The sequence below is a fragment of the Photobacterium sp. SP02 genome, assembly GCF_038519165.1.
GTDB lineage: Bacteria > Pseudomonadota > Gammaproteobacteria > Enterobacterales > Vibrionaceae > Photobacterium > Photobacterium halotolerans.
In genome coordinates, this window is sequence record NZ_JASJOJ010000007.1 from 69,275 (window position 1) to 91,750 (window position 22,476).

General features: G+C 54.6%; 17 protein-coding genes and 1 riboswitch. Of the genes, 7 read left to right on the top strand and 10 right to left on the bottom strand.

Features of this window, described 5'->3' with window-relative positions:
* Positions 1-88: 88 nt before the first annotated feature.
* The 3 genes from P0Y67_RS05075 to P0Y67_RS05085 all read right to left on the bottom strand — a co-directional run bounded on the left by P0Y67_RS05075 (position 89) and on the right by P0Y67_RS05085 (position 4,695).
* On the bottom strand, positions 89-3,121 hold the full coding sequence (locus P0Y67_RS05075; protein WP_342390992.1) for a TonB-dependent receptor: 3,033 nt from the start codon (positions 3,119-3,121) through the stop codon (positions 89-91).
* Between the two features lie 111 nt (positions 3,122-3,232).
* A complete protein-coding gene (locus P0Y67_RS05080; RefSeq protein WP_342390993.1) occupies positions 3,233-4,183 on the bottom strand; it encodes a FecR family protein in 951 nt (316 codons plus the stop codon).
* Positions 4,180-4,695: a sigma-70 family RNA polymerase sigma factor gene (locus tag P0Y67_RS05085; RefSeq protein WP_161444571.1), complete on the bottom strand. Its 516-nt coding sequence runs from the start codon at positions 4,693-4,695 to the stop codon at positions 4,180-4,182. Before P0Y67_RS05085 ends, P0Y67_RS05080 begins: the two co-directional genes overlap by 4 nt.
* A 684-nt stretch (positions 4,696-5,379) precedes the next feature.
* Between P0Y67_RS05085 and pykF the strand changes: the two genes are divergently transcribed.
* Positions 5,380-6,792, top strand: a complete 1,413-nt coding sequence (gene pykF / locus P0Y67_RS05090; RefSeq protein WP_342390994.1) for a pyruvate kinase PykF — start codon at positions 5,380-5,382, stop codon at positions 6,790-6,792.
* Between the two features lie 84 nt (positions 6,793-6,876).
* Here pykF and P0Y67_RS05095 read toward each other — a convergent pair whose 3' ends face one another.
* From P0Y67_RS05095 to P0Y67_RS05125, 7 genes are all read right to left on the bottom strand, one after another.
* Positions 6,877-7,077 (bottom strand): hypothetical protein, encoded by a 201-nt coding sequence (locus P0Y67_RS05095; RefSeq protein WP_342391036.1) that lies wholly within the window; start codon positions 7,075-7,077, stop codon positions 6,877-6,879.
* A gap of 164 nt (positions 7,078-7,241) precedes the next feature.
* Positions 7,242-7,736: an acetolactate synthase small subunit gene (ilvN, locus tag P0Y67_RS05100; protein WP_027251784.1), complete on the bottom strand. Its 495-nt coding sequence runs from the start codon at positions 7,734-7,736 to the stop codon at positions 7,242-7,244.
* Positions 7,736-9,454: an acetolactate synthase 3 large subunit gene (locus P0Y67_RS05105; protein ID WP_342390995.1), complete on the bottom strand. Its 1,719-nt coding sequence runs from the start codon at positions 9,452-9,454 to the stop codon at positions 7,736-7,738. Before P0Y67_RS05105 ends, ilvN begins: the two co-directional genes overlap by 1 nt.
* A 600-nt stretch (positions 9,455-10,054) precedes the next feature.
* Positions 10,055-11,875: an AMP-dependent synthetase/ligase gene (locus tag P0Y67_RS05110; protein WP_342390996.1), complete on the bottom strand. Its 1,821-nt coding sequence runs from the start codon at positions 11,873-11,875 to the stop codon at positions 10,055-10,057.
* Between the two features lie 244 nt (positions 11,876-12,119).
* A complete protein-coding gene (gene leuO / locus P0Y67_RS05115; RefSeq protein WP_446728797.1) occupies positions 12,120-13,076 on the bottom strand; it encodes a transcriptional regulator LeuO in 957 nt (318 codons plus the stop codon).
* 320 nt (positions 13,077-13,396) lie between these two features.
* Positions 13,397-14,509, bottom strand: a complete 1,113-nt coding sequence (locus tag P0Y67_RS05120; protein ID WP_342390998.1) for an MJ1255/VC2487 family glycosyltransferase — start codon at positions 14,507-14,509, stop codon at positions 13,397-13,399.
* The gene (locus P0Y67_RS05125) at positions 14,506-15,021 is read right to left on the bottom strand and encodes a phosphatase PAP2 family protein (RefSeq protein WP_342390999.1); all 516 of its coding nucleotides are present in this window, start codon (positions 15,019-15,021) and stop codon (positions 14,506-14,508) included. Before P0Y67_RS05125 ends, P0Y67_RS05120 begins: the two co-directional genes overlap by 4 nt.
* A gap of 484 nt (positions 15,022-15,505) precedes the next feature.
* Between P0Y67_RS05125 and leuA the strand changes: the two genes are divergently transcribed.
* From leuA to thiB, 6 genes are all read left to right on the top strand, one after another.
* Positions 15,506-17,056, top strand: coding sequence for a 2-isopropylmalate synthase (gene leuA, locus P0Y67_RS05130; RefSeq protein ID WP_342391000.1), 1,551 nt, complete (start codon positions 15,506-15,508; stop codon positions 17,054-17,056).
* A 2-nt stretch (positions 17,057-17,058) separates the two neighbouring features.
* Positions 17,059-18,150 carry a 3-isopropylmalate dehydrogenase gene (gene leuB, locus P0Y67_RS05135; RefSeq protein WP_342391001.1) on the top strand — a complete coding sequence of 364 codons (1,092 nt, stop codon included), beginning with the start codon at positions 17,059-17,061 and terminating at the stop codon, positions 18,148-18,150.
* Between the two features lie 26 nt (positions 18,151-18,176).
* Entirely contained in the window at positions 18,177-19,616 is a 1,440-nt protein-coding gene (gene leuC / locus P0Y67_RS05140; protein WP_342391002.1) for a 3-isopropylmalate dehydratase large subunit, read from the top strand.
* A 17-nt stretch (positions 19,617-19,633) separates the two neighbouring features.
* The gene (leuD, locus tag P0Y67_RS05145; RefSeq protein ID WP_342391003.1) at positions 19,634-20,236 is read left to right on the top strand and encodes a 3-isopropylmalate dehydratase small subunit; all 603 of its coding nucleotides are present in this window, start codon (positions 19,634-19,636) and stop codon (positions 20,234-20,236) included.
* 130 nt (positions 20,237-20,366) lie between these two features.
* Complete coding sequence (locus P0Y67_RS05150; RefSeq protein WP_342391004.1) at positions 20,367-21,167, top strand: DUF547 domain-containing protein; 801 nt, start codon at positions 20,367-20,369, stop codon at positions 21,165-21,167.
* An 89-nt stretch (positions 21,168-21,256) separates the two neighbouring features.
* A riboswitch (TPP riboswitch) is annotated at positions 21,257-21,359 on the top strand.
* 116 nt (positions 21,360-21,475) lie between these two features.
* The gene (gene thiB / locus P0Y67_RS05155; RefSeq protein ID WP_446728798.1) at positions 21,476-22,462 is read left to right on the top strand and encodes a thiamine ABC transporter substrate binding subunit; all 987 of its coding nucleotides are present in this window, start codon (positions 21,476-21,478) and stop codon (positions 22,460-22,462) included.
* Positions 22,463-22,476: the final 14 nt, after the last annotated feature.

Consider the following 22,476-nt stretch of genomic DNA (forward strand, 5'->3'; position numbering starts at 1 on the left):
CTCTTAAAGGCAGCATGTGATTGCCTTCATTAGCTATACCGAGCCACAGCTTCAAATCCGTAAAACAAAGTGACATTTTTTCTCGCCGTCAGAAATTCACCTGCAGCTTCACTTTCACCGTCCGCCCCGGTGCCGGCACGCTGGAGCGCACCAAAGGATCGATGTAATAGAGATCTGTGAGGTTAGTGCCGACCACTTCCAGTGCCAGCGCCTCGTTGAAGCGATACTGGGCATAGGCATCAAACGTCAGCGCATCATCCCGTTCCAGCTCTTCTTCATTGTTGCTGCCCGGGATATAGATAGTGCGCAGGCCGGTTTCCATCCGTCGATTGAAGAAACGCCCGCCAATGTTCAGATTGACCGAGTATTCAGGAATGGCCTGATCGGTCAGGTAGCCGCCTTCAAACCCGGCATGGACACAATCAGCAACGGAGCCGTTCAAGTCGGCCAGGATAGCCAGGCTCTCGTCACAGACCTCATTGTTGAGCATGTAAGAGAGGCTGAGATCAGAGAAGAAGCCGCCGTTGTCATACCGGCTCTGAAATTCCAGCCCCTCCAGGGTTTGCTGATCAATGTTATAAAAACGCAGCAAGTTGCCGGACCGCTCTATCACATCCTTGGTTTTGTGATGGAAGTAAGTCAGTTTGAGATCGGCCTGCTCAAAATTCTGAATAAAGGCAACTTCATGGTTATAGGCATGCTCAGGATCTAAACCGGTATAAGGATTATCATTGGCAGAAAAGCCCAGAGTGCTCTCAAACATACTCGGGAAACGGACCGCTTCGGTATAGCGGTAATACATCCGGCTGGTATCGGTAAACATCACAGTCGCGGACAAAGCCGGCACCCAGGCATTGCCTTTCTTTTTGCCGCCGGAGATTTGCTTGTCATACGCCCCCACTGGCGCCCCATGACTTCTGCAGGAGTCTTCGATGTAATTGTCTTTCTCTTGCCGGGCAATCACACAGGGGTTATTGGTGCGGCTGTAACGGCCTTCCCCGTCATGCAGCCACTCATTATCCTGGTGTTCGGCCTCATAGGTGGTTTTGCGGGCTTCTGCATACATTGCCGCCTCTTCTTCCTGGGTCAGTGGCGGTTTGCCGAAAATGCTGTTGACAAAATTCGTGGTCTCGATTTCCTTTGCCACCCCAGCCACTTTCTGTTCAATCTCTTCCGGGGTATATTTTTCCACTGTTTTATAAGCCAGCAGCATCCCTTTGTCGGCAGAGTGCTCTTTGGTAAAGCGGCTGTCACCGGCAGCGATCCGATCCGACAGAAAATCATCCATCGCCCAGTAGTTCTTGTAGCTGGCACCTGCGGTAAAGCGCAGATAATCAACCGGCTGCCACTGGAAATTAAACTGGCCTTCATATTCCTGACGACGCCCTTCCCGCGGCCAGTGACGCCAGCCATCAATTGTGCCGCGGTACTCATCATCGGAACGCAACTTGTGGTACTGGTAGCGCCCGGCCAGCGTCAGGCCCAGGGTATCGGTCAGTTGCATCTGGTTGCTGAGATCAGCACCTATCCGGCTGTCTTTGGCATTGGTGGCAGCCGTGTTACGCAGCAGCGAGCTGGCACCCGGCTCCGGCTCTGCCACATCCACCCGATTGGCATAGTTGGGAAACCCGCCAGCCGTGTTGGTATCACTGACGGTATAAGTGGTCCACAAGTTAGAAGTGAGATTGATATAAGGATCGTCCGGCTGCCAGGCATAGCGGATATTGTACGCCTGAGATTCGACATGGCTCAGCGGCCACTGGGCCATTTCACCATTGCTGCCGATATTGCCGGATCGGCTGGCCATGATTTCCCCGTAGCTGGCATCGGTATAGCGGGCACCGAATTCCAGCGTTTGTTGATCCGCCAGATTGAACTTGGCTTTCAGCAGATAAGATTCCAGCTCACTGGAGGTATTGGGCACTTCATACCCCGGTTTCTGACGCCTGGCGAGTGAACGCGGGTTAATCCGGGTCATCAAAAATTCAGCATCATTGGGATTATCGTAAAAATCCGCATTCCGGGTACCGCTGAAATAATTCCCTTTATTGCGATAGGCATACGCGGCCAGTAACTCATAAGTGTCTTTTTTCGCCGCCAGCGCCAGCCGGTAGGCATAGTCTTCACCGGCGAACGGGTTGTGCTCCTTGTCGTTGCTCATCACTTTCCACAGCGACGGGTCGCCATAGGCATACTCAGGACTCTCCTGCGGAAATCCCGGTACGTCCCGGTAATCTTGCCCGGTCAGCAAAACCGGCTCTCTGGGAGTAATGGCATTGTTACTGCCTTCGACGACGATTTCCCCGCCGAAGGTTTCGCCTTCGTTCAGGATATCCGCGGCGGAAAGGGTATTGACCACCACAGCACCGCCCACCGAGGTGTGGACATTGGGAGTTAACGACGGGCCTTTGATCACCTGAACGCCGCCGACCAGATTGGGATCGATATAGTTCCGGTTCGACACCCCGCGGTAACCGCGCCAGACCGTCAGATCCTGCTCGGTGCCGTCAATCGACAAAGGCACCCGCCCCGGCCCCTGCACCCCGCGGATGCTGGGATCGACACCGCCGCCGTTACGGGCATCACCGCTGTACACGTTAACCATGCCTTTAAACATATCCGCGGCATCTTTGCCTTTGTAACGCTCGATGTCATCCTTGCCGGAATAGACAGTAGAGATGTCTTGGTCGTACACCGCATAGTCACCGGCCTCGTCCCGCGTCAGGCCGCCGGATTCACCGTAAGACACACTGATGGTATCCAGCGTCATGGTATTGTCATTCGATGCCATGTCATTCGACGCTATCTGGTACGAGCCATCGGCCTGCGGCGAGGCGTTAAGTCCGGTGCTGGCCAGCAGCAGTTCCAGCGCCTGATCCGGGGTGAAGCGGCCATGCAACCCGTCGCTGCGCAGTCCCTGCGACAGGCTGGCATCCATATGCAGGGTGAGGTTCGATTGCAGGGCGAGCTGAGTGAGCGATGTGTCGAGATCCCCGACCGGAATATCATATTGTTGTTCAGCGGACTCCGCCCAGACAATGCCGGGAAGAGTGGTGGCCGCCAGTCCCAGATGGGCTTTCAGCAGCAAGGCTGTGAGAGTGGGCTTAACCTTGTGATGCACTGTGATTTCCTTCTCAAATTCTTAGTCTTTGCCTGCGTACACCGCACGAGAAGGACAAAACCGTAACAGGCCATCATGATGGATGACCATTTTGTTACCGCGTTCACAAAATCAAGGAGAAGGGGCCGGGATCACTGTTACCCAATAACGGGTCAGGAAGCGGGCCTGGATCGGCAGGATGGTTTCCAGCTGCCTGAGCACCTGATCAGGATTGTCCAGATCAAACACACCTGTCACTGAAAGTTCCGCCAGTTGCGGATCCACCCTGACAACACCAGCCCGGTAACGGGACAGCTCATTGATCAGAGTCGTCAGCGGCATACGGCGGGCAACCAGCCGATGCGACGCCCAACTGGCGTCATATTCAGACAAGGCTTTAACGGCACTCACGGCCTGCTCCGAAAAATCTGCCCACTGCCCGGCAGAGAGCAACCGGGGCTGCTTAGTCTCCGCAGGGCTGAGCCGGACTTTGCCCTCCTGCACTTTCACCACTGTCCGGCCCTCAAGCTGCCGGACACTGAACCGGGTGCCTATGGGGGTCACCTGGCCCTGCATGCTGGTCAGAGTAAACGGGGTCAGATGATGAGCGCTTTGGATCATGACTTCGCCTTGTTCCAGTGTCAGGTGCCGCGCGTGCTGATTGAAATCGACATAAATCTCGGTATCCGTATTGAGCACCAATTGCGTGCCATCCGATAAGGTCAGCTGGCGGATTTCGCCCACCGCAGTGGCATAAACCTGGCCCCGGGGGGTGTGATGGAGCACCTTGACCGCCACCAGACCGGCTGTCAGTAAACCCATCGCGGCCACAGACAGCAGCCTTCGCCTGCTGACGCCGTGACGGGCCATCAGGATTCGGCGGCTGGACGCCTGCCTGGGCAACGCGGAAAATTGCCCCTGCAGCTGCGTCAGCTGCTGCCAGGCTGACTCGTTGTCCGGGTGATCCGTGCGCCAGGCAGCAAAAGCACGCTTGTCATCGTCCGTCACATCATCAGCCCAGAGCCGCGCCATCCAGCGAGACGCCTGCCGGATTGATTCGACAGAAATACGCTGCGGGGTCAAAAGGCCTCCATGCTCGCCGTCATGCAAGCCTGCAGCGCTTTGGCGATATATTTTTCGACCGAAGACACCGACACCTCCAGCTCTGCAGCAATTTGCTTGTAGCTCATGTTGTCAATCTGGCGCATCAGCAGAGCCTGTCTGACCTTATCCGGCAAATGGCGCATCAACCTGTCCACCTCCAGCAAGGCTTCCACCATTTGCAGCCGCTCCTCCGACGACACCGCCACTTGTTGCGGCTGCTGTTGCAGGTATTCGAGATAGGCAGATTCCACCCGGCGGCGGCGGTAGAAATCAATCACCAGCCCCTTGGCGATATGCGTCAGGTAACGGCGGGATTCCCCTGACGCCGGCAGCCTGCCGCTGCTCAGCAACCTGAGGTAAGTATCCTGCACCAAATCCGCTGTCGTAAACGGACAGCTCATACGGCGCTGAATAAAGACCGATAACCAACCTTGATGCTGCTGATAGAGTCTCCCCACTTGCTTGATATAGAACTGATCTGCCCCTGTCATCGTCCGGTGCTCCTGCATGTTATGACTGTCCAATTACACCAATGCAAACATTAATGATAATGATTATCAATAAAAGCAGTAAATATTCAACCTTGAGAATACAGAAGCCGGTTTTTTTCAGCAGATATTTGCTCCACAGCATGGTAAACAGGCCAAAAGCACATAAAATTCAGCGCCTGTCATCAAACAGCCATCTTGCTTCAACAGAATTGGTTATTTGATAAAAATCTTTTTCGGCCGGGCGATCCCCGCAATCCTGCTGATGAGCGGGCCAATGCCTTATCGTCTGTGGCTTTTATCGGGGAATCAGACGCATAGATATCTGGTCGGGTCAAAATGTTGACACAACTCACATGCTGGTAAGGAAAAGAAACTCTGCTATACTTACGACCTTGTTAATTCAGCCACTTTGTGGCACTGGCAGCGGATCTCCACAGCCCTTGTGTCGACGGTTCAGTCAGTCTGTAAGCCTTTTCGTCAGCTTTATCAAAGCAATGCAACTGCTTTTATAAAGCAAGTAATGTTGCCAAACAATTTGTATGGCTCAGTGATACCTTTCAGGACTTTGTTGATAAAAACACGATCATGATCTCATTTTGTAGCTATGATTCAACATCAACAGATCAGCCCTTTGAGGTATAAAAGCGCCAGAAGTTTCCTTCAAGTTCTCGGAGAATATTCTCAATGAAAAAAACCAAAATCGTCTGCACGATTGGTCCTAAGACAGAATCTGTTGAAATGCTGACCAAACTGGTTAACGCCGGTATGAACGTTATGCGTCTGAACTTCTCGCACGGCGATTTCGCCGAGCACGGTCAGCGTATCCAGAACGTTCGTGAAGTCATGGCGCAAACCGGTCAACCTGTGGCCATTTTGCTGGATACCAAAGGGCCTGAAATCCGCACCATCAAACTGGAAGGCGGCGCAGACGTTTCACTGACAGCGGGTCAGGAATTCACTTTCACCACTGACACCACAGTTGTCGGCAACCAAGACCGCGTGGCCGTGACTTACCCAGGTTTTGCCAACGATCTGAGCGCAGGCGACACTATCCTGGTTGACGATGGCCTGATCGAAATGGAAGTGCTGGCCACCACCAACACAGAAGTGAAATGCCGTGTACTGAACAACGGCGATCTGGGCGAAAACAAAGGTGTGAACCTGCCAGGCGTGTCTGTCAAGCTGCCGGCACTGGCTGAGAAAGACAAAGCCGACCTGAAATTCGGTTGTGAGCAAGGCGTTGACTTCGTTGCCGCTTCTTTCATCCGTAAAGCAGAAGACGTTAATGAAATCCGCGAGCTGCTGAATGCCAACGGCGGCGAGAAGATCCAGATCATCTCTAAGATCGAGAACCAGGAAGGTGTTGATAACTTCGACGCGATTCTGGAAGCTTCTGACGGCATCATGGTTGCCCGTGGCGACCTGGGTGTCGAAATCCCGGTTGAAGAAGTGATCTTCGCGCAGAAGATGATGATCGAGAAATGTAACCGTGCCCGTAAAGTGGTGATCACTGCCACTCAGATGCTGGATTCTATGATCAAGAACCCGCGTCCGACCCGTGCCGAAGCCGGTGACGTTGCCAACGCCATCATGGACGGTACAGATGCCGTAATGCTGTCTGGTGAGTCTGCGAAAGGTAAATACCCGATTGAAGCGGTCACCATCATGGCGCAAATCTGTGCCCGTACCGATTCTGCCATGCGTGCGTCTCTGAGTGCGCGCCTGGACAGCCCTCGCCTGCGTATTACTGAAGCCGTCTGTAAAGGTGCGGTAGACACAGCCGAGAAGCTGAATGCACCGCTGATTGTGGTAGCGACCGAAGCCGGTAAGTCTGCCCGCTCTGTGCGTAAGTACTTCCCGACGGCCAACATTCTGGCTATCACCACTAACAGCAAAACTGCCGCTCAGCTGTGCCTGACCAAAGGCGTCACGCCAGTGGTGGTCGATGCCATCGAAAGCACGGATGCCTTCTACGCACGCGGTAAAGCGCTGGCGCTGGAATCCGGTCTGGGTGCGAAAGGCGATATCGTGGTTATGGTCTCAGGTGCGCTGGTCCCTTCAGGCACGACCAACACGGCCTCGGTACACGTACTGTAATTCAGCCGTCACGGCAACTACTGTATATAGACTACTGCATACAGAAAGATACATAGAAAACGGGAGCTTCGGCTCCCGTTTTCTTTATCTGCCCGCCTGTTTTTGCATTACCTGACCAAGGTTCACCAGCCAAAAATTTCCTTGTGATGCGTATTCAGTAGCAAGACAGCCAGCAGGAAATACAAGGCGCTGACGTGAAAGCCGAGCCAACACAGCAGCAATGCCATACAACGAACTAAAACGGTATTGAACATCGACCTGCCCTCCACGCATGCTGTCTGCCAAATAGAAAACCTCTGAAATCCAATAGCACAGCCACACGGTCAACCGAAAATGTCTCCACACCCCTTATTAGACTTTAGTCTAATGTCGACAAAAAAGGCCACTACGAAAAAGCCCGCCAGGTGTTGCCTGACGGGCTTGAAAAGGACGGTATTTTGCTGGAAGGATCAGGCTTTCAGTGAACGCTCACCGCGGGCAATGCCGACCACGCCGCTGCGGGCAACTTCAATGATTTCAGTCGCTTCGCTGACAGCATCCAAAAACGCATCCAGTTTGTCACTGGTGCCGGCCAGCTGAACGGTATAAATCTGGCTGGTAACATCGACAATCTGACCGCGGAAAATATCCGATGTCCGCTTCACTTCTGCACGGGCATAACCGCTGGCTTTGACTTTCACCAGCATCAGCTCACGCTCAACATGTTCAGAGTCGGTCACATTGCTGACTTTCAGAATATCGATCAGCTTGTGCAAGTGCTTCTCGATCTGCTCCAGCGCCGCATCTTCCACGCTGGTGGTAATATTGAGCCGCGACAGCGTCGGGTCGTCCGTCGGTGCCACAGTCAAAGATTCAATGTTGTAACCACGCTGGGAGAACAGCCCCACCACGCGTGAAAGTGCACCTGGTTCGTTTTCTAATAATACTGATACAATCCTGCGCATTAGGTTCTCTCCGTTTTACTCAGCCACATTTCACTCATGGATCCGCCTCGGATCAGCATTGGGTAAACGTGCTCTGTTTCATCCACGCTGATATCGACAAAGACTAACTTATCTTTCATTGCTAAAGCGCGTTCCAGCTCACTTTCCAGCTTCGCCGGATCCGAAATTCGGATACCAACATGGCCATAAGCTTCTGCAATAGCGGCAAAATCAGGCACTGAATCCATGTAGGAGTGCGAATGGCGGCCCTGATAAATCATGTCCTGCCATTGTTTTACCATGCCCAGGAAACGGTTATTCAGGTTAATGATTTTCACCGGAATGTCGTACTGCAGGGCGGTCGACAATTCCTGGATGTTCATCTGAATACTGCCGTCACCGGTCACGCAGAGCACTTCCGCATCAGGAAAGGCGAACTTCACGCCCATCGCCGCCGGCAGGCCAAAGCCCATGGTGCCCAGGCCACCTGAGTTTAACCAGCGACGCGGCTTGTCGAACGGATAGTACAGGGCCGCAAACATCTGGTGCTGACCCACATCCGATGCCACGTAGGCATCGCCATTGGTTAATTTGTAAACCGTTTCAATGACCTGCTGAGGCTTGATGCGGTCACTGTCTGTTTTGTAGCTCAGACATTTGCGTGCCCGCCAGGATTCGATTTCGCTCCACCATTCATCCATCGCGGCTTGATCGTTGCTGCCCTGCTGCTCTTCCAGCAGTTTCAGCATGCTGTTGAGCACCGCATCTGCCGATCCGACGATCGGAATGTCAGCTTTAACTGTCTTGGAAATCGACGACGGGTCGATATCAATATGCATGATGGTGGCATTCGGACAGTATTTTTCCAGATTATTGGTGGTACGGTCATCAAAACGAACCCCGATACCAAAAATCAGATCGGCATTGTGCATGGTCATATTCGCTTCATAAGTACCATGCATACCCAGCATGCCCACGCTGTTGCGGTGCGTGCCAGGGAAAGCGCCCAGCCCCATCAGGGTACTGACCACAGGAATATTCAGGCTTTCAGCCAGTGCCAGCACCTGCTGCTCACTGTTCGACATGATGACACCGCCACCCACGTACAGAACCGGCTTTTTAGCCGCCAGCAAGGCTTTCACACCGCGCTTGATCTGGCCTTTGTGGCCCTGCAGGGTGGGATTGTACGAGCGCATGCTGATCGCTTCCGGGTACTGGTACGGGTACGTTTTCGATGGATCCAGCATGTCTTTGGGGATATCGACAACCACAGGACCTGGACGGCCGCTGGCTGCAATGTAAAAGGCTTTTTTGATGATGGCCGGAATGTCTTCTGTTCGCTGCACCAGAAAACTGTGTTTCACCACCGGACGCGAGATACCGACCATGTCGCATTCCTGGAAAGCATCGTTACCAATCAGGTGACTCATCACCTGACCGGACAGTACCACCATAGGGATAGAATCCATATACGCGGTAGCAATACCGGTAATGGCGTTGGTTGCACCCGGACCTGAGGTCACCAGTACAACACCGACTTCACCTGTGGCACGGGCATAGCCGTCTGCCATGTGAACGGCCGCTTGCTCATGGCGCACGAGTACGTGCTCGATGTCGCTCTTTTCATGCAGCGCATCGTAAATATCCAGAACAGAACCGCCAGGGTAACCGAAGATATGCTTCACGCCTTGGTCGATCATCGAACGGACGATCATATCAGCGCCGGACAACATTTCCATATTCTTGTCTCCAGGTTGCGTATACCTGCGTCTGTACCGGAGCCTCTGACCTTGTGTGCCGGGTATGATGGCGAGCTGGGGCTGTCTTTCTGTGCCGCAGCAGCAGAAGGGCAGTCATACCGGGTTACGCCAGCATACCGAACGGGTTTGCTTAACATTCGTCGCCGTCAGCAAGACAGCGGTAGGGAGCAGACCAACAGTGTCAGTGGTACAGACGGGTATAACATAGTTAGGGCTTATCTTTAGCCTAAAGAAATCCAGTGTTTTTCGTACTATGTGACTGCCAATGGACATTCCCACCAGCAGTAACCCAGTCGCCACCTTAACGTTTTTTAACCGCTGACGTCCATTCCCCACAGCTATTTCGTGGTTATTTTCTGTACTGGCTACAAATAGCCTTATTAACGGCCAGCGAACAGAAACCGAACAGGATAATGAACCAGTATCACACTAACAAATCAGCATATGCGCCCATCAGCATCCTTTACCACGCAGGCAGGCTGACAGAAAATCATGAAAAAGGCAGGCGGGAGTCTCGCAGATACGACAACGGCCTGCTGGCAGGCCGTTGCGACGAAAAGGATTTCCGATTGGTTTTGCTTAGCGCTTCGGTGACTCCTGCCGCGGGTGCTCGTGATACATGGCTTCTATCTGCTGGTGATAGCGCTGCAGGATCACCTTGCGGCGCAGCTTCTGGGTCGGTGTCAGCTCTCCCTCATCCATAGAGAAGGCCTGGGGCAGCAAAGTGAACTTTTTCACCTGCTCGAACTTGGCGAGATCTTTTTGCAGCTCGGCAATGCGTTGCTCGACCACGGCCATGATCTGGCTGTGCCTGAGCAGCTCCAGACGGTTGTGATACTTGATATTCAGCTCACGGGCGTGGTTTTCCAGGGTTTCAAAACAAGGCACCACCAGGGCAGACACAAACTTGCGGGCATCGGCAATCACCGCGATTTGTTCGATCATCGAATCCTTGCCGATCGCGCCTTCAATCACCTGAGGCGCAATATACTTACCGCCTGAGGTTTTCATCAGCTCCTTGATCCGGTCGGTGATGAACAGATTGCCCTGTGCATCGAATTCGCCGGCATCACCGGTTTTCAGGAAACCGTCCGCGGTAAAGTTCGCGGCGGTTTCTTCCGCCAGCTTGTAGTACCCGCGCATCACCATGGGCCCGCGCACCAGAATTTCACTGTGCTCACCGATTTTCACTTCGGCGCCCGGCATCAGGGTGCCAATCGAATCGGCGTTAAAACCAATATCGTCCCAGCAGGATACGGTCGCCGTGGTTTCCGTCATCCCGTAGCCCAGCTTGACGTTGATGCCTATGGCATGAAAGAAACGTCCGATACCGGCATCCAGCTTGGCGCCGCCGCAAGGCATGAACTTGATACGTCCGCCCAGCACCTCACGCAGCTTTGACAGCACCAGCCTGTCTGCCGCTTTGTGGGCGATGTTTAACCAGGCCGCAGGCCGGCGGTTCTGCTGCCGGCATGCCGCCATACGGTGACCAATGGCCAGCGCGGCGTGAAACAGCGCCCGGCGGTGCACCGGGGCTTTGGCCACTTTGGCCTGCACCGCACTGTAGATTTTCTCGTAAACACGCGGCACCGCCGACATCACATTCGGCCGCACTTCCACCAGCGCCTCACGCACGGCATTGGTGTCGGTCAGATAGCAGTTGATACCGCCGCGGTGCAGCACATAGAAAGTCCAGGCGCGTTCGAACACATGGGACAAGGGCAGGAAACACAATGAGACATCCCCTTCGTTCAGGGCCAGCTTCTGATCATGGCCCTGCAGCTGCGCGGCAATATTGGCGTAATCCAGCATCACCCCTTTGGGCGTGCCTGTGGTGCCAGAGGTATAGATCAGCGTCAGCAAATCATCCATCCGGCAATCTGCCAGACGGGCCTGCAGCACCTCTTCATCCCCGCTTCTACCCTGGGCGACAAACTGCTGATAATCACACACCAGCGCATGATCGGCAGGGTCGCAGTGGCCATCCATCAGCACGATGCGTTCGAGCTGCGGGCACGCTGCCGCTATCTGCAAGACCGCGTCCAGCTGGGCAGCCTCGCCCACGAACAGCACCTTAATGTCGGCGTTATTGATGATATAGGCCGCCTGCTGCGCGGTACTGGTCGGATAAATCGGCACCGTCACCCCACGCAGGTACAGGGTCGACAGATCGGCGACCGTCCAGCGGGCCATATTGGGCGAAAAGATCCCGACTTTATCCTGAACGCCGACGCCCTGGGCCAGCAACGCCAGTGACAGCTGGTGAATCTGCTCACCCAGCGTCTGCCAGCTGATGTCCCGCCACTGGCCATCATGAGGATAGCGAAGCGCGATACGGCTCCCCAAACGGGCGATCTGGTGCTGAATACGGTGAACTATGTGGTAGTCAAGTTGTGACATAAACGGCTCTGTCATGAAATTAGCTTACAGCTGTTCGCTGAAGGAGCGGAAAGTCTACTGATCGGACATCAAAAGGCAACAGAGATCATCACAGTGACAGGCAGAATGCTGCATGGCTCTCACTCCTTAAGCTGGCATAAAACAATTCGGTGACAATCCGCACGCCAATCCAGAGCCAGAAAAAAGAAACGGCTGTTTCCCCGAAGAGAAATAGCCGCATTCAGCACAGTAAACCTGGCAAGATTTAGCAGGTGACCTGATCACAAATCGCCAGTAGTTGTTCGCGCAGCCACTGGTGGCCCTTGTCTTTTTGCGATGAGTCATGCCAGCTCAGGTAACCGCTGATGGTCTTACCTTCAAACGGCAGTGTCATCAGCTGGAGCGACAAGGTATCCGCCATGGATTGCGCCAGCCATTTTGGCATCACGGCAATCAGATCGGACTGGCCGACCACGTACATCATATTGCTCAGACTGCCGCCCTGGTAGGCAACATGACAGCCCGGCGCCTGATGGTATACGGCTTCTGCAAACCCGCGCGCACCCTGCACTGGCTGAAGCACCGCATGCTTTTCAGCCACGAACTCGCCGGCACTCAGCGCACCCTGAATACGCGGGTGGTTACCGGCCGCGACCACCACCAACTCGTCTTTAAACAATTCGGTGGACGTGAAGCCCTGATCATCAAAACGCAGATAATCGATCACAAAATCCAGCTCCTGATAGCGCAGTTTCTGCACCATGTCGCTTTCGATACCCGCTTCCAGCGCCACCTGCGCCTTGGGAGCCAAATCGCCCAGCTGACGCAGAATGTGAGGGGCGAAACGGATATCCAGCGGATTACACACCGCCAGGCGGAACAAGCGGTTCGATGTTTCCGGCAGGAAAGTCGAAGACGGCAGTTCATTTTTAATAAGCTGCAGCGCCTGACGCACGGGACCAAATAATTGCTTGGCTCTGGTGGTAGGCTGAATTCCCCTTCCATGGCGAATGAACAGCTCATCGTCAAAGGTCGTTTTCAGTCGCGCGACGGCATTACTCACCGCTGGCTGAGACATACCCAGGTTATGTGCTGCTCGGGTGATATTCTGCTCCTGCATCACCGCATCGAATACTGTCAGCAAATTCAGATCTACATTCCGCAGGCTCAAGCCCATGGAGAGATTTTCTGCTGCTTGGAAAGACATACCTCTACGCGCCATTTCTGACCTCTTGTTCGAATAATCCTGAGAGTCTTGCTCCCGCTAACCAGGGCACAACACCCTCACATACCCTTTAGAAAACTGGGGGTAATCAGTATTATTCAAAAGAATGATGACACCAATACCCTGGGAGATCCCAACCTGGCTCTAACAGTATGATATAGGTCAATATTGAACGATAGTCCAAACAAAAACAAGCAGATAAATTCGTTATAAAAATATCTAAAAGGATATAAAACAATATGACAAGAAGTGAATTTCAATCACTTAGAAGGAAGTCAGACTCCTGACGCGCCAGCCACGTCAGGAAAAAGAGGTGATCAATAAGTCCCGGTGATTAATGATCGCTCACTGGCGATCCCGGTCTCTGAGCCGAAATCCGCCACGGTTTCCAGCACAGGCTCCGGGAAGCTGACAGGTTCCCAGAGTGACTGGCACAGTGCATCCACTGAAGGACGGTTATCCTGCTGTAACCAGCGGGCAACGGCCAGCGCCACATCCGGCCAGATAACCTGACCCGGCGAATGGCTGTCGAGCCAGTTGCGTATCGCGGCCGCATCCAGCGAATGCATACCGACCGCCAGCCCCATCAGCTCCAGCGTCGCCACATTACTCAGCTGCTCGTACTGGCCTTGCAGCGGTTTGAGCAATAACTTCTTGCCCAGTGCGATGGCTTCCGACGGCAGCTCAAAGCCCCCGTTAGCGATCACCCCGTCACACACGGCCAACCGCTGATGAAAGCCAGTCCGGCTCAGCGCGCAGACGTGGACATTGTCTTGCTGGTAGTTCTGGCGCACCGAGGGGTGATAACAATAAAAGGTCACCGCTGAAAAACGGGACAGCATCTCCAGCACCTTATCCAGCCCTTCAAACGGCAGATACACCAGCACTGACCCGTCAGATTGTGGCGGGGAGTCAGTATGCCGGGGCACAATCGGCGGCAGGATCGGGGCGCCGAAATGGTACCAGTGTAGGCCCAGTTGTTGATCCGTCGGCGCAAAATGGCGGATCAGTTTTCTGTCCAGCCAGCTTTCCCCTTCTTTCGGCACATCATACAAAAACGCGCTCTGATGGCTGAGCCCCAGGCTGGGGATCCCCTGCCGGCGGGCAGCCCAGGCAGAGACAGGCTCAAAATCATTGAGCACCAGATCATAGCCGGACAGATCCATGGCCTTCACCTCCCGCCAGAAATCCAGCAATGAATTCTGCCGCAAGGTCTGCCATTGGCTCACCTTGCCGTGCTCTGTGATAAAGGTCAGCCCCCGGGAGGTGTGATAATCGCCGAAGCACTCCATATCAAAGTAGTGTTCAGCCGGGCGGCCGGAGAAATGGAAATCGACGGTCACGCCAAGCTGGGAAAAGGCTCTGGCCATTTCCCTGGCCCGGGAAATATGGCCGTTACCGGTTCCTTGTACGCCGTAAAGTATTCTCATATCGCCCCCTTGACGACAGCAAAGCACATCATGCCCAGCAAAGCGCCCGCCACAATGTCGGTAATGAAATGTACACCCAGCAGCACACGGGAAAATCCGATCAGCATCGCCCAGGGCCAGACCAGCCAGGCCGCTGCCGGGTAAAAGCTAGAAATTAACGACGCCATCAGAAAAGCGGCGGCGGTGTGTCCGGATGGCAGGCTGTATTTGTCAGAAGGTTGAATAAAACTGGGTAGCTGCGCCGGACGATTGCGTTTGAAGGTGTTTTTCAACAGCAGGTAGACAGGCAGTTCCAACAGGAATGCCAGTAATCCCAAGCCTAATACCTGACCGCCCTGTTGCCGGTCAAATACCCAGACCAGCAAGCCGAACAGTAAGTACAAAGGCCCGTCCCCCGAACGGGAGATTATCCGGCTCAGTGTCGCCACCGGCTGATTAAAGCGGTGACACAGACATAAACTGGAAAAGGCGTAATCAAAGCGCTGGATAGGTACTAATACAGTCACTGCCATAGCACTATTCTCCTCTTAACCTGTGCAGCCAGATTAAGAAGCGGATATGACATCCGGGTGACGATTTCGAGGAGGGATAATGACAATCGCCGTCTTTGCGCGGGCAGAAGGGTCGGGGACGGCTGCGCGCTCACCAGAGTAATGAGTTAGCCGCAGCTCTCCTATAGCCAAAGCGGACCAGACTCCCCTGCTCTCCTATCGAAAATGCATAAAGATACAATTATCGCTTGACGCTAGTCTGTACAATTTGATATTCCTTTGGTCAACAACACAGCGGATCAAAAAAACAATGCAAACACAATTCACTCTTCTACTCAGCCTACTCCTTCTCGTGACCAGTCGCGTGGGTAGCTGATGGGTGAAATTCACCGCTAAAAATTCAGATTAACCCGCGCCCAAGCGCGGGTTTTTCGTATAAAGGCCCGGCGTACAGGACGCGACCCAGCCATCATAGACAGGCAGGCCAACTAAAAAGGAAGCAATCATGAACGATCAGGTCATTATATTCGACACCACCTTGCGCGACGGCGAACAGGCCCTGTCCGCCAGCTTAACCGTGAAAGAGAAGCTGCAGATTGCCTACGCACTGGAGCGTCTGGGTGTAGATATCATTGAAGCTGGCTTCCCGGTGTCCTCGCCGGGCGATTTTGAGTCGGTGCAGACCATCGCCAGGCACATCAAGAACAGCCGCGTCTGTGCCTTGTCCCGTGCCGTGGCGAACGACATTGATGTCGCTGCCGAATCGTTAAAAGTTGCCGAAGCCTTCCGAATCCATACCTTCATCTCCACCTCTACCATTCATGTTCAGGACAAACTGCGCCGCAGCTATGATGATGTGATCGACATGGCCGTAGCTGCCGTTACCCGTGCCCGCAAGTACACCGACGATGTGGAGTTTTCCTGCGAAGATGCCGGCCGCACCCCAATCGATAACCTGTGTCGCATGGTCGAAGCGGCCATCAAAGCCGGTGCGACCACAGTCAACATCCCCGATACCGTCGGCTACACCCTGCCCAGCGAGTTTGGCGGTATTATCAGCCAGCTGTTTAACCGGGTGCCAAACATCGACAAAGCGGTCATTTCGGTGCACTGCCACGATGATTTGGGCATGTCGGTCGCCAACTCCATGGCCGCCATTCAGGCCGGTGCCCGCCAGGTAGAGGGAACGATTAACGGGATTGGCGAGCGTGCCGGTAACTGTGCGCTGGAAGAGATCGCTATGATCATCAAAACCCGCGCCGAGCTGCTGGGTGTCAGCACCAATATCAAGCACGAAGAAATTTCCCGCACCAGCAAGATGGTCAGCCAGCTGTGCAACATGCCGATTCAGTCCAATAAAGCCATTGTCGGTGCCAATGCCTTCAGCCACTCGTCGGGTATCCACCAGGACGGCGTACTGAAGAACAAGAACACGTACGAGATCATGACACCGGAGTCTATCGGCCTGAAGAACCAGGCGCTGAACCTGACCAGCCGCTCCGGCCGCGCGGCCGTCAAGAGCCACATGGACAGCATGGGTTACAACGACAACGAGTACAACCTGGACACCCTGTACGCCGACTTCCTGAAGCTGGCCGACCGCAAAGGCCAGGTGTTCGATTACGATCTGGAAGCCCTGATGTACTTCGCCAACATGCGCGAGGAAGACGATTACTTCAAGCTGAACTACCTGAGCGTCCAGTCAGGCAGCGTCATGGCCACCACCAGCATCAAGCTGCAGTGCGGTGAGGAAGAGAAATGTGAAGCGGCGGTCGGTAATGGTCCGGTCGATGCGCTGTACCAGTGTATCTACCGCTTAACCGGCTATGAGATCGCCCTGGATAAGTTTGACCTGACCGCCAAAGGCGAAGGGGAAGACGGCCTGGGTCAGGCGGATATCATTGCCAATTACAAAGGCCGTAAATACCACGGTACCGGTCTGGCAACCGACATTGTTGAAGCGTCCGGACAAGCTTTGCTGCATGTAATCAACAGCATTCACCGCGCCGAGCAAATTGCAGAAATTAAACAGAAAACAAAAATGGAGACAGTATAACCATGGCAGGTCAACGCTATAAAATTGCCGTGTTATCCGGCGACGGGATTGGTCCGGAAGTCATGCGTCAGGCACACAAAGTGCTGGACGCCATTGAAGCCCGTTTTGGCTTCACCCTGGACCGTGAAGAATATGATGTGGGTGGTATTGCCATCGACAATCACGGCTCGCCGTTACCGGACCACACCCTGAAAGGCTGTGAAGCTGCCGATGCTGTGCTGTTCGGCTCGGTGGGCGGCCCGAAATGGGAACACCTGCCCGCCAATGAACAACCGGAACGCGGTGCACTGCTGCCGCTGCGCAAACACTTCCAGCTGTTCTGTAACCTGCGTCCGGCGCAGATCCACAATGGTCTGGAAGCCTTTTCTCCGTTGCGTGCCGACATCTCAGAGCGTGGTTTTGACATAGTAGTGGTGCGTGAGCTGACCGGCGGCATCTACTTCGGTCAGCCAAAAGGCCGCGAAGGGGAAGGCGCGATGGAAAAGGCCTATGATACCGAGATCTATCATCGCTATGAAATCGAGCGTATCGCCCGTATCGCCTTTGAATCGGCCCGCCTGCGCCGCAAGAAAGTCTGTTCTATCGACAAAGCGAACGTACTGCAAAGCTCGATTCTGTGGCGCGAAGTGGTGGAAGGTATCGCCAAAGATTACCCGGATGTCGAGCTGAGCCATATGTATATCGACAACGCTACCATGCAGCTGATCAAAGATCCGTCGCAGTTTGACGTCATGCTGTGTTCCAACATCTTCGGTGACATTATCTCCGACGAATGCGCCATGATCACCGGCTCTATGGGCATGCTGCCTTCGGCCAGCCTGAACCAGGACAAGTTCGGTATGTATGAGCCGGCAGGCGGTTCTGCGCCGGATATCGCCGGTAAAAACATCGCCAACCCGGTGGCACAAATCCTGTCTGCCGCCCTGATGCTGCGCTACAGTCTGGAACAAGAAGAAGCGGCACGCACCATTGAGCAAGCCGTCTCCCAGGCACTGGAAGCCGGTGAGCTGACCGCCGATCTGGCCGGCAGCCGCCCAGCCCTGTCTACCGACGCCATGGGCGATAAAATCGCCGCCTACATCCGCCAGGCGTAAGCCGAACGACGAGGAGCAAACGAGCAATGTCAAACACAACACACACAGCCAAAACGCTGTACGAAAAAGTCTATGATGCCCACGTCGTGGTGGCCGCCGAAGGTGAAAACCCGATCCTGTATATCGACCGTCATCTGGTGCACGAAGTGACCTCACCGCAGGCCTTTGACGGTTTGCGAGAGAAAGGCCGTCAGGTTCGCCAGACCGGCAAAACCTTCGCCACTATGGACCACAACGTCTCAACGCAGACCAAAGACATCAATGCGTCGGGCGAGATGGCCCGTATCCAGATGGAAACCCTGGCCAAGAACTGTAAAGATTTCGGCGTCACCCTGTATGATCTGAACCATAAATACCAGGGCATAGTCCATGTCATGGGGCCTGAGCTGGGTATTACCCTGCCGGGCATGACTATCGTGTGTGGCGATTCCCACACCGCCACCCATGGGGCGTTCGGCGCGCTGGCCTTCGGTATCGGGACGTCTGAGGTTGAGCACGTACTGGCCACCCAGACCCTGAAACAAGCCCGCGCCAAAACCATGAAGATTGAAGTCAGAGGCAAAGTCGCCCCTGGCATCACAGCCAAAGACATCATTCTGGCGATCATCGGCAAAACCACAGCCGCCGGCGGTACCGGCTATGTAGTGGAATTCTGTGGTGAAGCTATCACGGATCTCAGCATGGAAGGCCGGATGACGGTCTGTAACATGGCCATCGAACTGGGTGCCAAAGCGGGCCTGATCGCACCGGATCAGACCACCTTTGATTACATCCAGGGCCGTAACTTTGCCCCGACCGGCGCCGAGTTTGAAGCTGCCGTTGCATACTGGCAGACACTGAAATCCGATGCTGATGCTCAGTTTGACCACGTGGTGACCCTGGAGGCTAAAGACATCAAACCCCAGGTCACCTGGGGCACCAACCCGGGTCAGGTGATTGCCATTGATGAGCCGATTCCGGCACCGGACAGCTTCAGCGATGCGGTTGAACGTTCTTCTGCTGCTAAAGCGCTGGCTTACATGGGTCTGGAAGCGGGTAAAAAACTGGCCGATTTCCCGATAGATAAAGTCTTCATCGGTTCTTGCACCAACTCGCGCATTGAAGATATGCGAGCTGCCGCTGCGGTCGCCAAAGGCCGCAAAGTGGCTCCCAATGTTCAGGCGCTGGTAGTGCCCGGCTCTGAGCAGGTCAAAGCGCAGGCCGAGCAGGAAGGGCTGGACAAGATCTTCATCGAAGCCGGTTTTGAATGGCGCCTGCCGGGCTGCTCTATGTGTCTGGCGATGAACAACGACCGCTTAGGTCCGGGAGAGCGCTGCGCTTCGACCAGTAACCGTAACTTTGAAGGCCGTCAGGGCCGTGATGGCCGTACTCATCTGGTCAGCCCGGCGATGGCCGCCGCCGCTGCCTGTGCCGGCCACTTCGTCGACATCCGCGAGCTGGACAAAGCCACAGTCGCCACCGCCTAATTTAAGAGGGAACAAGCATGGCAGGAATCAAACAACACACAGGACTGGTGGTGCCGCTGGATGCCGCGAACGTCGACACTGACGCCATCATTCCAAAGCAGTTTTTGCAGAAAGTGAACCGTACCGGTTTCGGTAAGCACCTGTTTCACGACTGGCGTTTTCTCGATGACGCCGGCGAGCAGCCTAATCCTGAGTTCGTCCTGAACCACCCGCGCTTTCAGGGCGCCAGTATCCTGCTGGCCCGTGAAAACTTCGGCTGCGGCTCATCACGCGAGCACGCGCCCTGGGCACTGGCTGACTACGGTATCAAAATCATCATTGCGCCGAGCTTTGCCGATATTTTCTATGGCAACGCGATCAACAATCAGATGGTGCCGGTACGGCTGACAGATGCTGAAGTCGATGAGATCTTCCAGTTTGTCGACACCAACCAGGGCGCCGAAGTGACTGTGGATCTGGTAAGCATGACGGTCAGCGCCAACGGCAAGACCTACAGCTTCGAGATTGACGAGTTCCGCCGCCACTGCCTGCTGAACGGTCTGGACAACATCGGCCTGACCCTGCAGCACGAAGATAAAATCGCTGAGTATGAAAGTAAGATTCCGGCTTTTCTGGCCTGATCTATACTGTCATTGCTGACTGGCTCAGACACCCTGCTCCGGCAGGGTGTTTTGTTTAGCGCCCGCCATCAGAAAGAAACGCCCCCGGTTTCGGTCTGTTGAATATCAATCTTTTTACAGAGGTGTTCACATGTATCCGTTACGCCAACCCCTGACCGTCCTGCTCCTGATGATGCTACTCAGCCTGTCTTCAGCGACACTGGCCGCCCCCAAAGCCGATCTCTGGCCTTTGTGGCAAGCCAGTAACCCGGGCAGTAGCGCGAAAGTTGACCACGCCATCTGGCAGGGCCTGCTCAACGACTATCTGCTGGTCGCCCCCAAGCAGACCCGCTTTCGTTATGCCGCGGTCAGCCCGCAGGATAAAGCCGCTCTGACACGTTATCTGGACCAACTCGCCGCGCTGGACCCGCGCCGCTATAACCGCAATGAGCAGTTTGCCTACTGGGTGAACCTGTATAACGCCCTGACAGTTAAAGTGATTCTGGACAACTATCCGGTCAGCTCGATCACCAAACTCGGCGGCATGTTCAGCTTCGGTCCCTGGGATGAAAAGCTGATCACCATCAGCGGACAAAAACTGTCGCTCAATGATATTGAACACAGGATCCTGCGCCCTATCTGGCAGGACGAGCGTATTCACTATGTGGTGAACTGTGCCAGCTTGGGCTGCCCGGATCTGCTCCCTGAGGTCATGCAGGCCGATAAACTGAACGAACAGCTCGACCAAGCTGCCAAACGCTTTATCAACAGCGATAAAGGGGTTGATGTGCGCGGCCAGAGCGTCCGCCTGTCGTCGATTTATGACTGGTATCAGAGTGATTTCGGTACTCTGGCTGAACTGCAAAAGCATCTGAACACTTACCTCAATCGGCCGGTGACGCTGGTATCGCCCAGTTACGATTACGACTGGCGGCTCAATGAGATCAAATAGCCTCGCCTGACAAGTTAACTTGCAGCTCAGGATTCACAGCCGGCCGCAATTGTGGCTGGCAACCTGTGCCGGCCGCGTTTACAATGAGAGCCGTTCTCATGGGGAGTCTTAGGGCTGAGATCGTACTGCGTACGGGACCCATTGAACCTGAACCAGATCATGCTGGCGGAGGAATTGAGAAAAACTGAGAGACAAGAAAGCACACCTTTACCCCTTTCGTGCCTTCCCGGGGAGATTCTCCCTCTCACTCAACCCCGCGCCTTGAAGAAATCGGAATTCCCTGTCTTACAGGAACTCAGGAGCGCTTTGTGAAACACCTACTGATAACCTTACCCCTGCTGGCTGCCGCCACGTCTGCCGCCGCCGCTCAACCGACCTTGACCGTTTACACCTACAGCTCTTTTACCGCGGACTGGGGACCGGGTCCGGCCATCGAAACCGCGTTTGAGAAACAGTGCGGCTGCGATCTGCAGTTTGTCGCCCTGGACGATGGTGTGTCGATCCTCAACCGTGTCCGACTGGAAGGCAAAAGCAGCAAAGCCGATCTGCTGTTAGGGCTGGATAACAACCTGATGACGGAAGCCAAAAAAACCGGCCTGCTGACCACTCACCAGGTGGATACGGCGGCGGTCACCCTTCCGGGCGGCTGGCAGGATGACACCTTTGTCCCTTTCGATTACGGTTACTTCGCCTTCATTTACGACAGCAAGAAACTGAATAACCCGCCAGAGAGCCTGAAAGCGCTGGTTGAGCGCGACGATCTGACGATGATTTATCAGGATCCCCGCACCTCAACGCCGGGACAGGGTCTGATGCTGTGGGTGAAATCTGTCTATGGCGACCAAGCCGCCGCGGCCTGGCAGCAACTGGCGAAAAAAACCGTGACTGTGACCAAAGGCTGGTCAGAGGCCTACAACATGTTCCTCAACGGCGAGACCGATCTGGTGCTCTCTTACACCACCTCACCGGCCTACCACCTGATTGCCGAGAACGAAGACAAGTACAAAGCCGCCAACTTCAGCGAAGGCCACTATATGCAGGTGGAAGTTGCCGCCAAGCTCAAAAACAGCCGCAACAGTGAGCTGGCCGAGCAGTTCCTTACCTTCATCCTGACGCCGGGCTTCCAGTCACACATTCCAACGGGCAACTGGATGTATCCGGTCACCGCCCAGGAACTGCCTGAAGGGTTCAGCACCCTGACCCTGCCTGCCAAGTCGCTGGAATTTTCCGCCGATGAAGTCGCGAAAGAGCGTAAAAGCTGGATTCGCGAGTGGCAGACGGCCCTGACCCAGTAATGCACCTGTAATGC

Bases quoted from the DNA above. Each gene is read 5' to 3' on its own strand.
- P0Y67_RS05085 (WP_161444571.1), bottom strand. From the start codon at position 4,695: ATGACAGGGGCAGATCAGTTCTATATCAAGCAAGTGGGGAGACTCTAT.
- pykF (WP_342390994.1), top strand. From the start codon at position 5,380: ATGAAAAAAACCAAAATCGTCTGCACGATTGGTCCTAAGACAGAATCT.
- ilvN (WP_027251784.1), bottom strand. From the start codon at position 7,736: ATGCGCAGGATTGTATCAGTATTATTAGAAAACGAACCAGGTGCACTT.
- P0Y67_RS05105 (WP_342390995.1), bottom strand. From the start codon at position 9,454: ATGGAAATGTTGTCCGGCGCTGATATGATCGTCCGTTCGATGATCGAC.
- P0Y67_RS05110 (WP_342390996.1), bottom strand. From the start codon at position 11,875: ATGTCACAACTTGACTACCACATAGTTCACCGTATTCAGCACCAGATC.
- leuO (WP_446728797.1), bottom strand. From the start codon at position 13,076: ATGGCGCGTAGAGGTATGTCTTTCCAAGCAGCAGAAAATCTCTCCATG.
- P0Y67_RS05120 (WP_342390998.1), bottom strand. From the start codon at position 14,509: ATGAGAATACTTTACGGCGTACAAGGAACCGGTAACGGCCATATTTCC.
- P0Y67_RS05125 (WP_342390999.1), bottom strand. From the start codon at position 15,021: ATGGCAGTGACTGTATTAGTACCTATCCAGCGCTTTGATTACGCCTTT.
- leuA (WP_342391000.1), top strand. From the start codon at position 15,506: ATGAACGATCAGGTCATTATATTCGACACCACCTTGCGCGACGGCGAA.
- leuB (WP_342391001.1), top strand. From the start codon at position 17,059: ATGGCAGGTCAACGCTATAAAATTGCCGTGTTATCCGGCGACGGGATT.
- leuC (WP_342391002.1), top strand. From the start codon at position 18,177: ATGTCAAACACAACACACACAGCCAAAACGCTGTACGAAAAAGTCTAT.
- leuD (WP_342391003.1), top strand. From the start codon at position 19,634: ATGGCAGGAATCAAACAACACACAGGACTGGTGGTGCCGCTGGATGCC.
- P0Y67_RS05150 (WP_342391004.1), top strand. From the start codon at position 20,367: ATGTATCCGTTACGCCAACCCCTGACCGTCCTGCTCCTGATGATGCTA.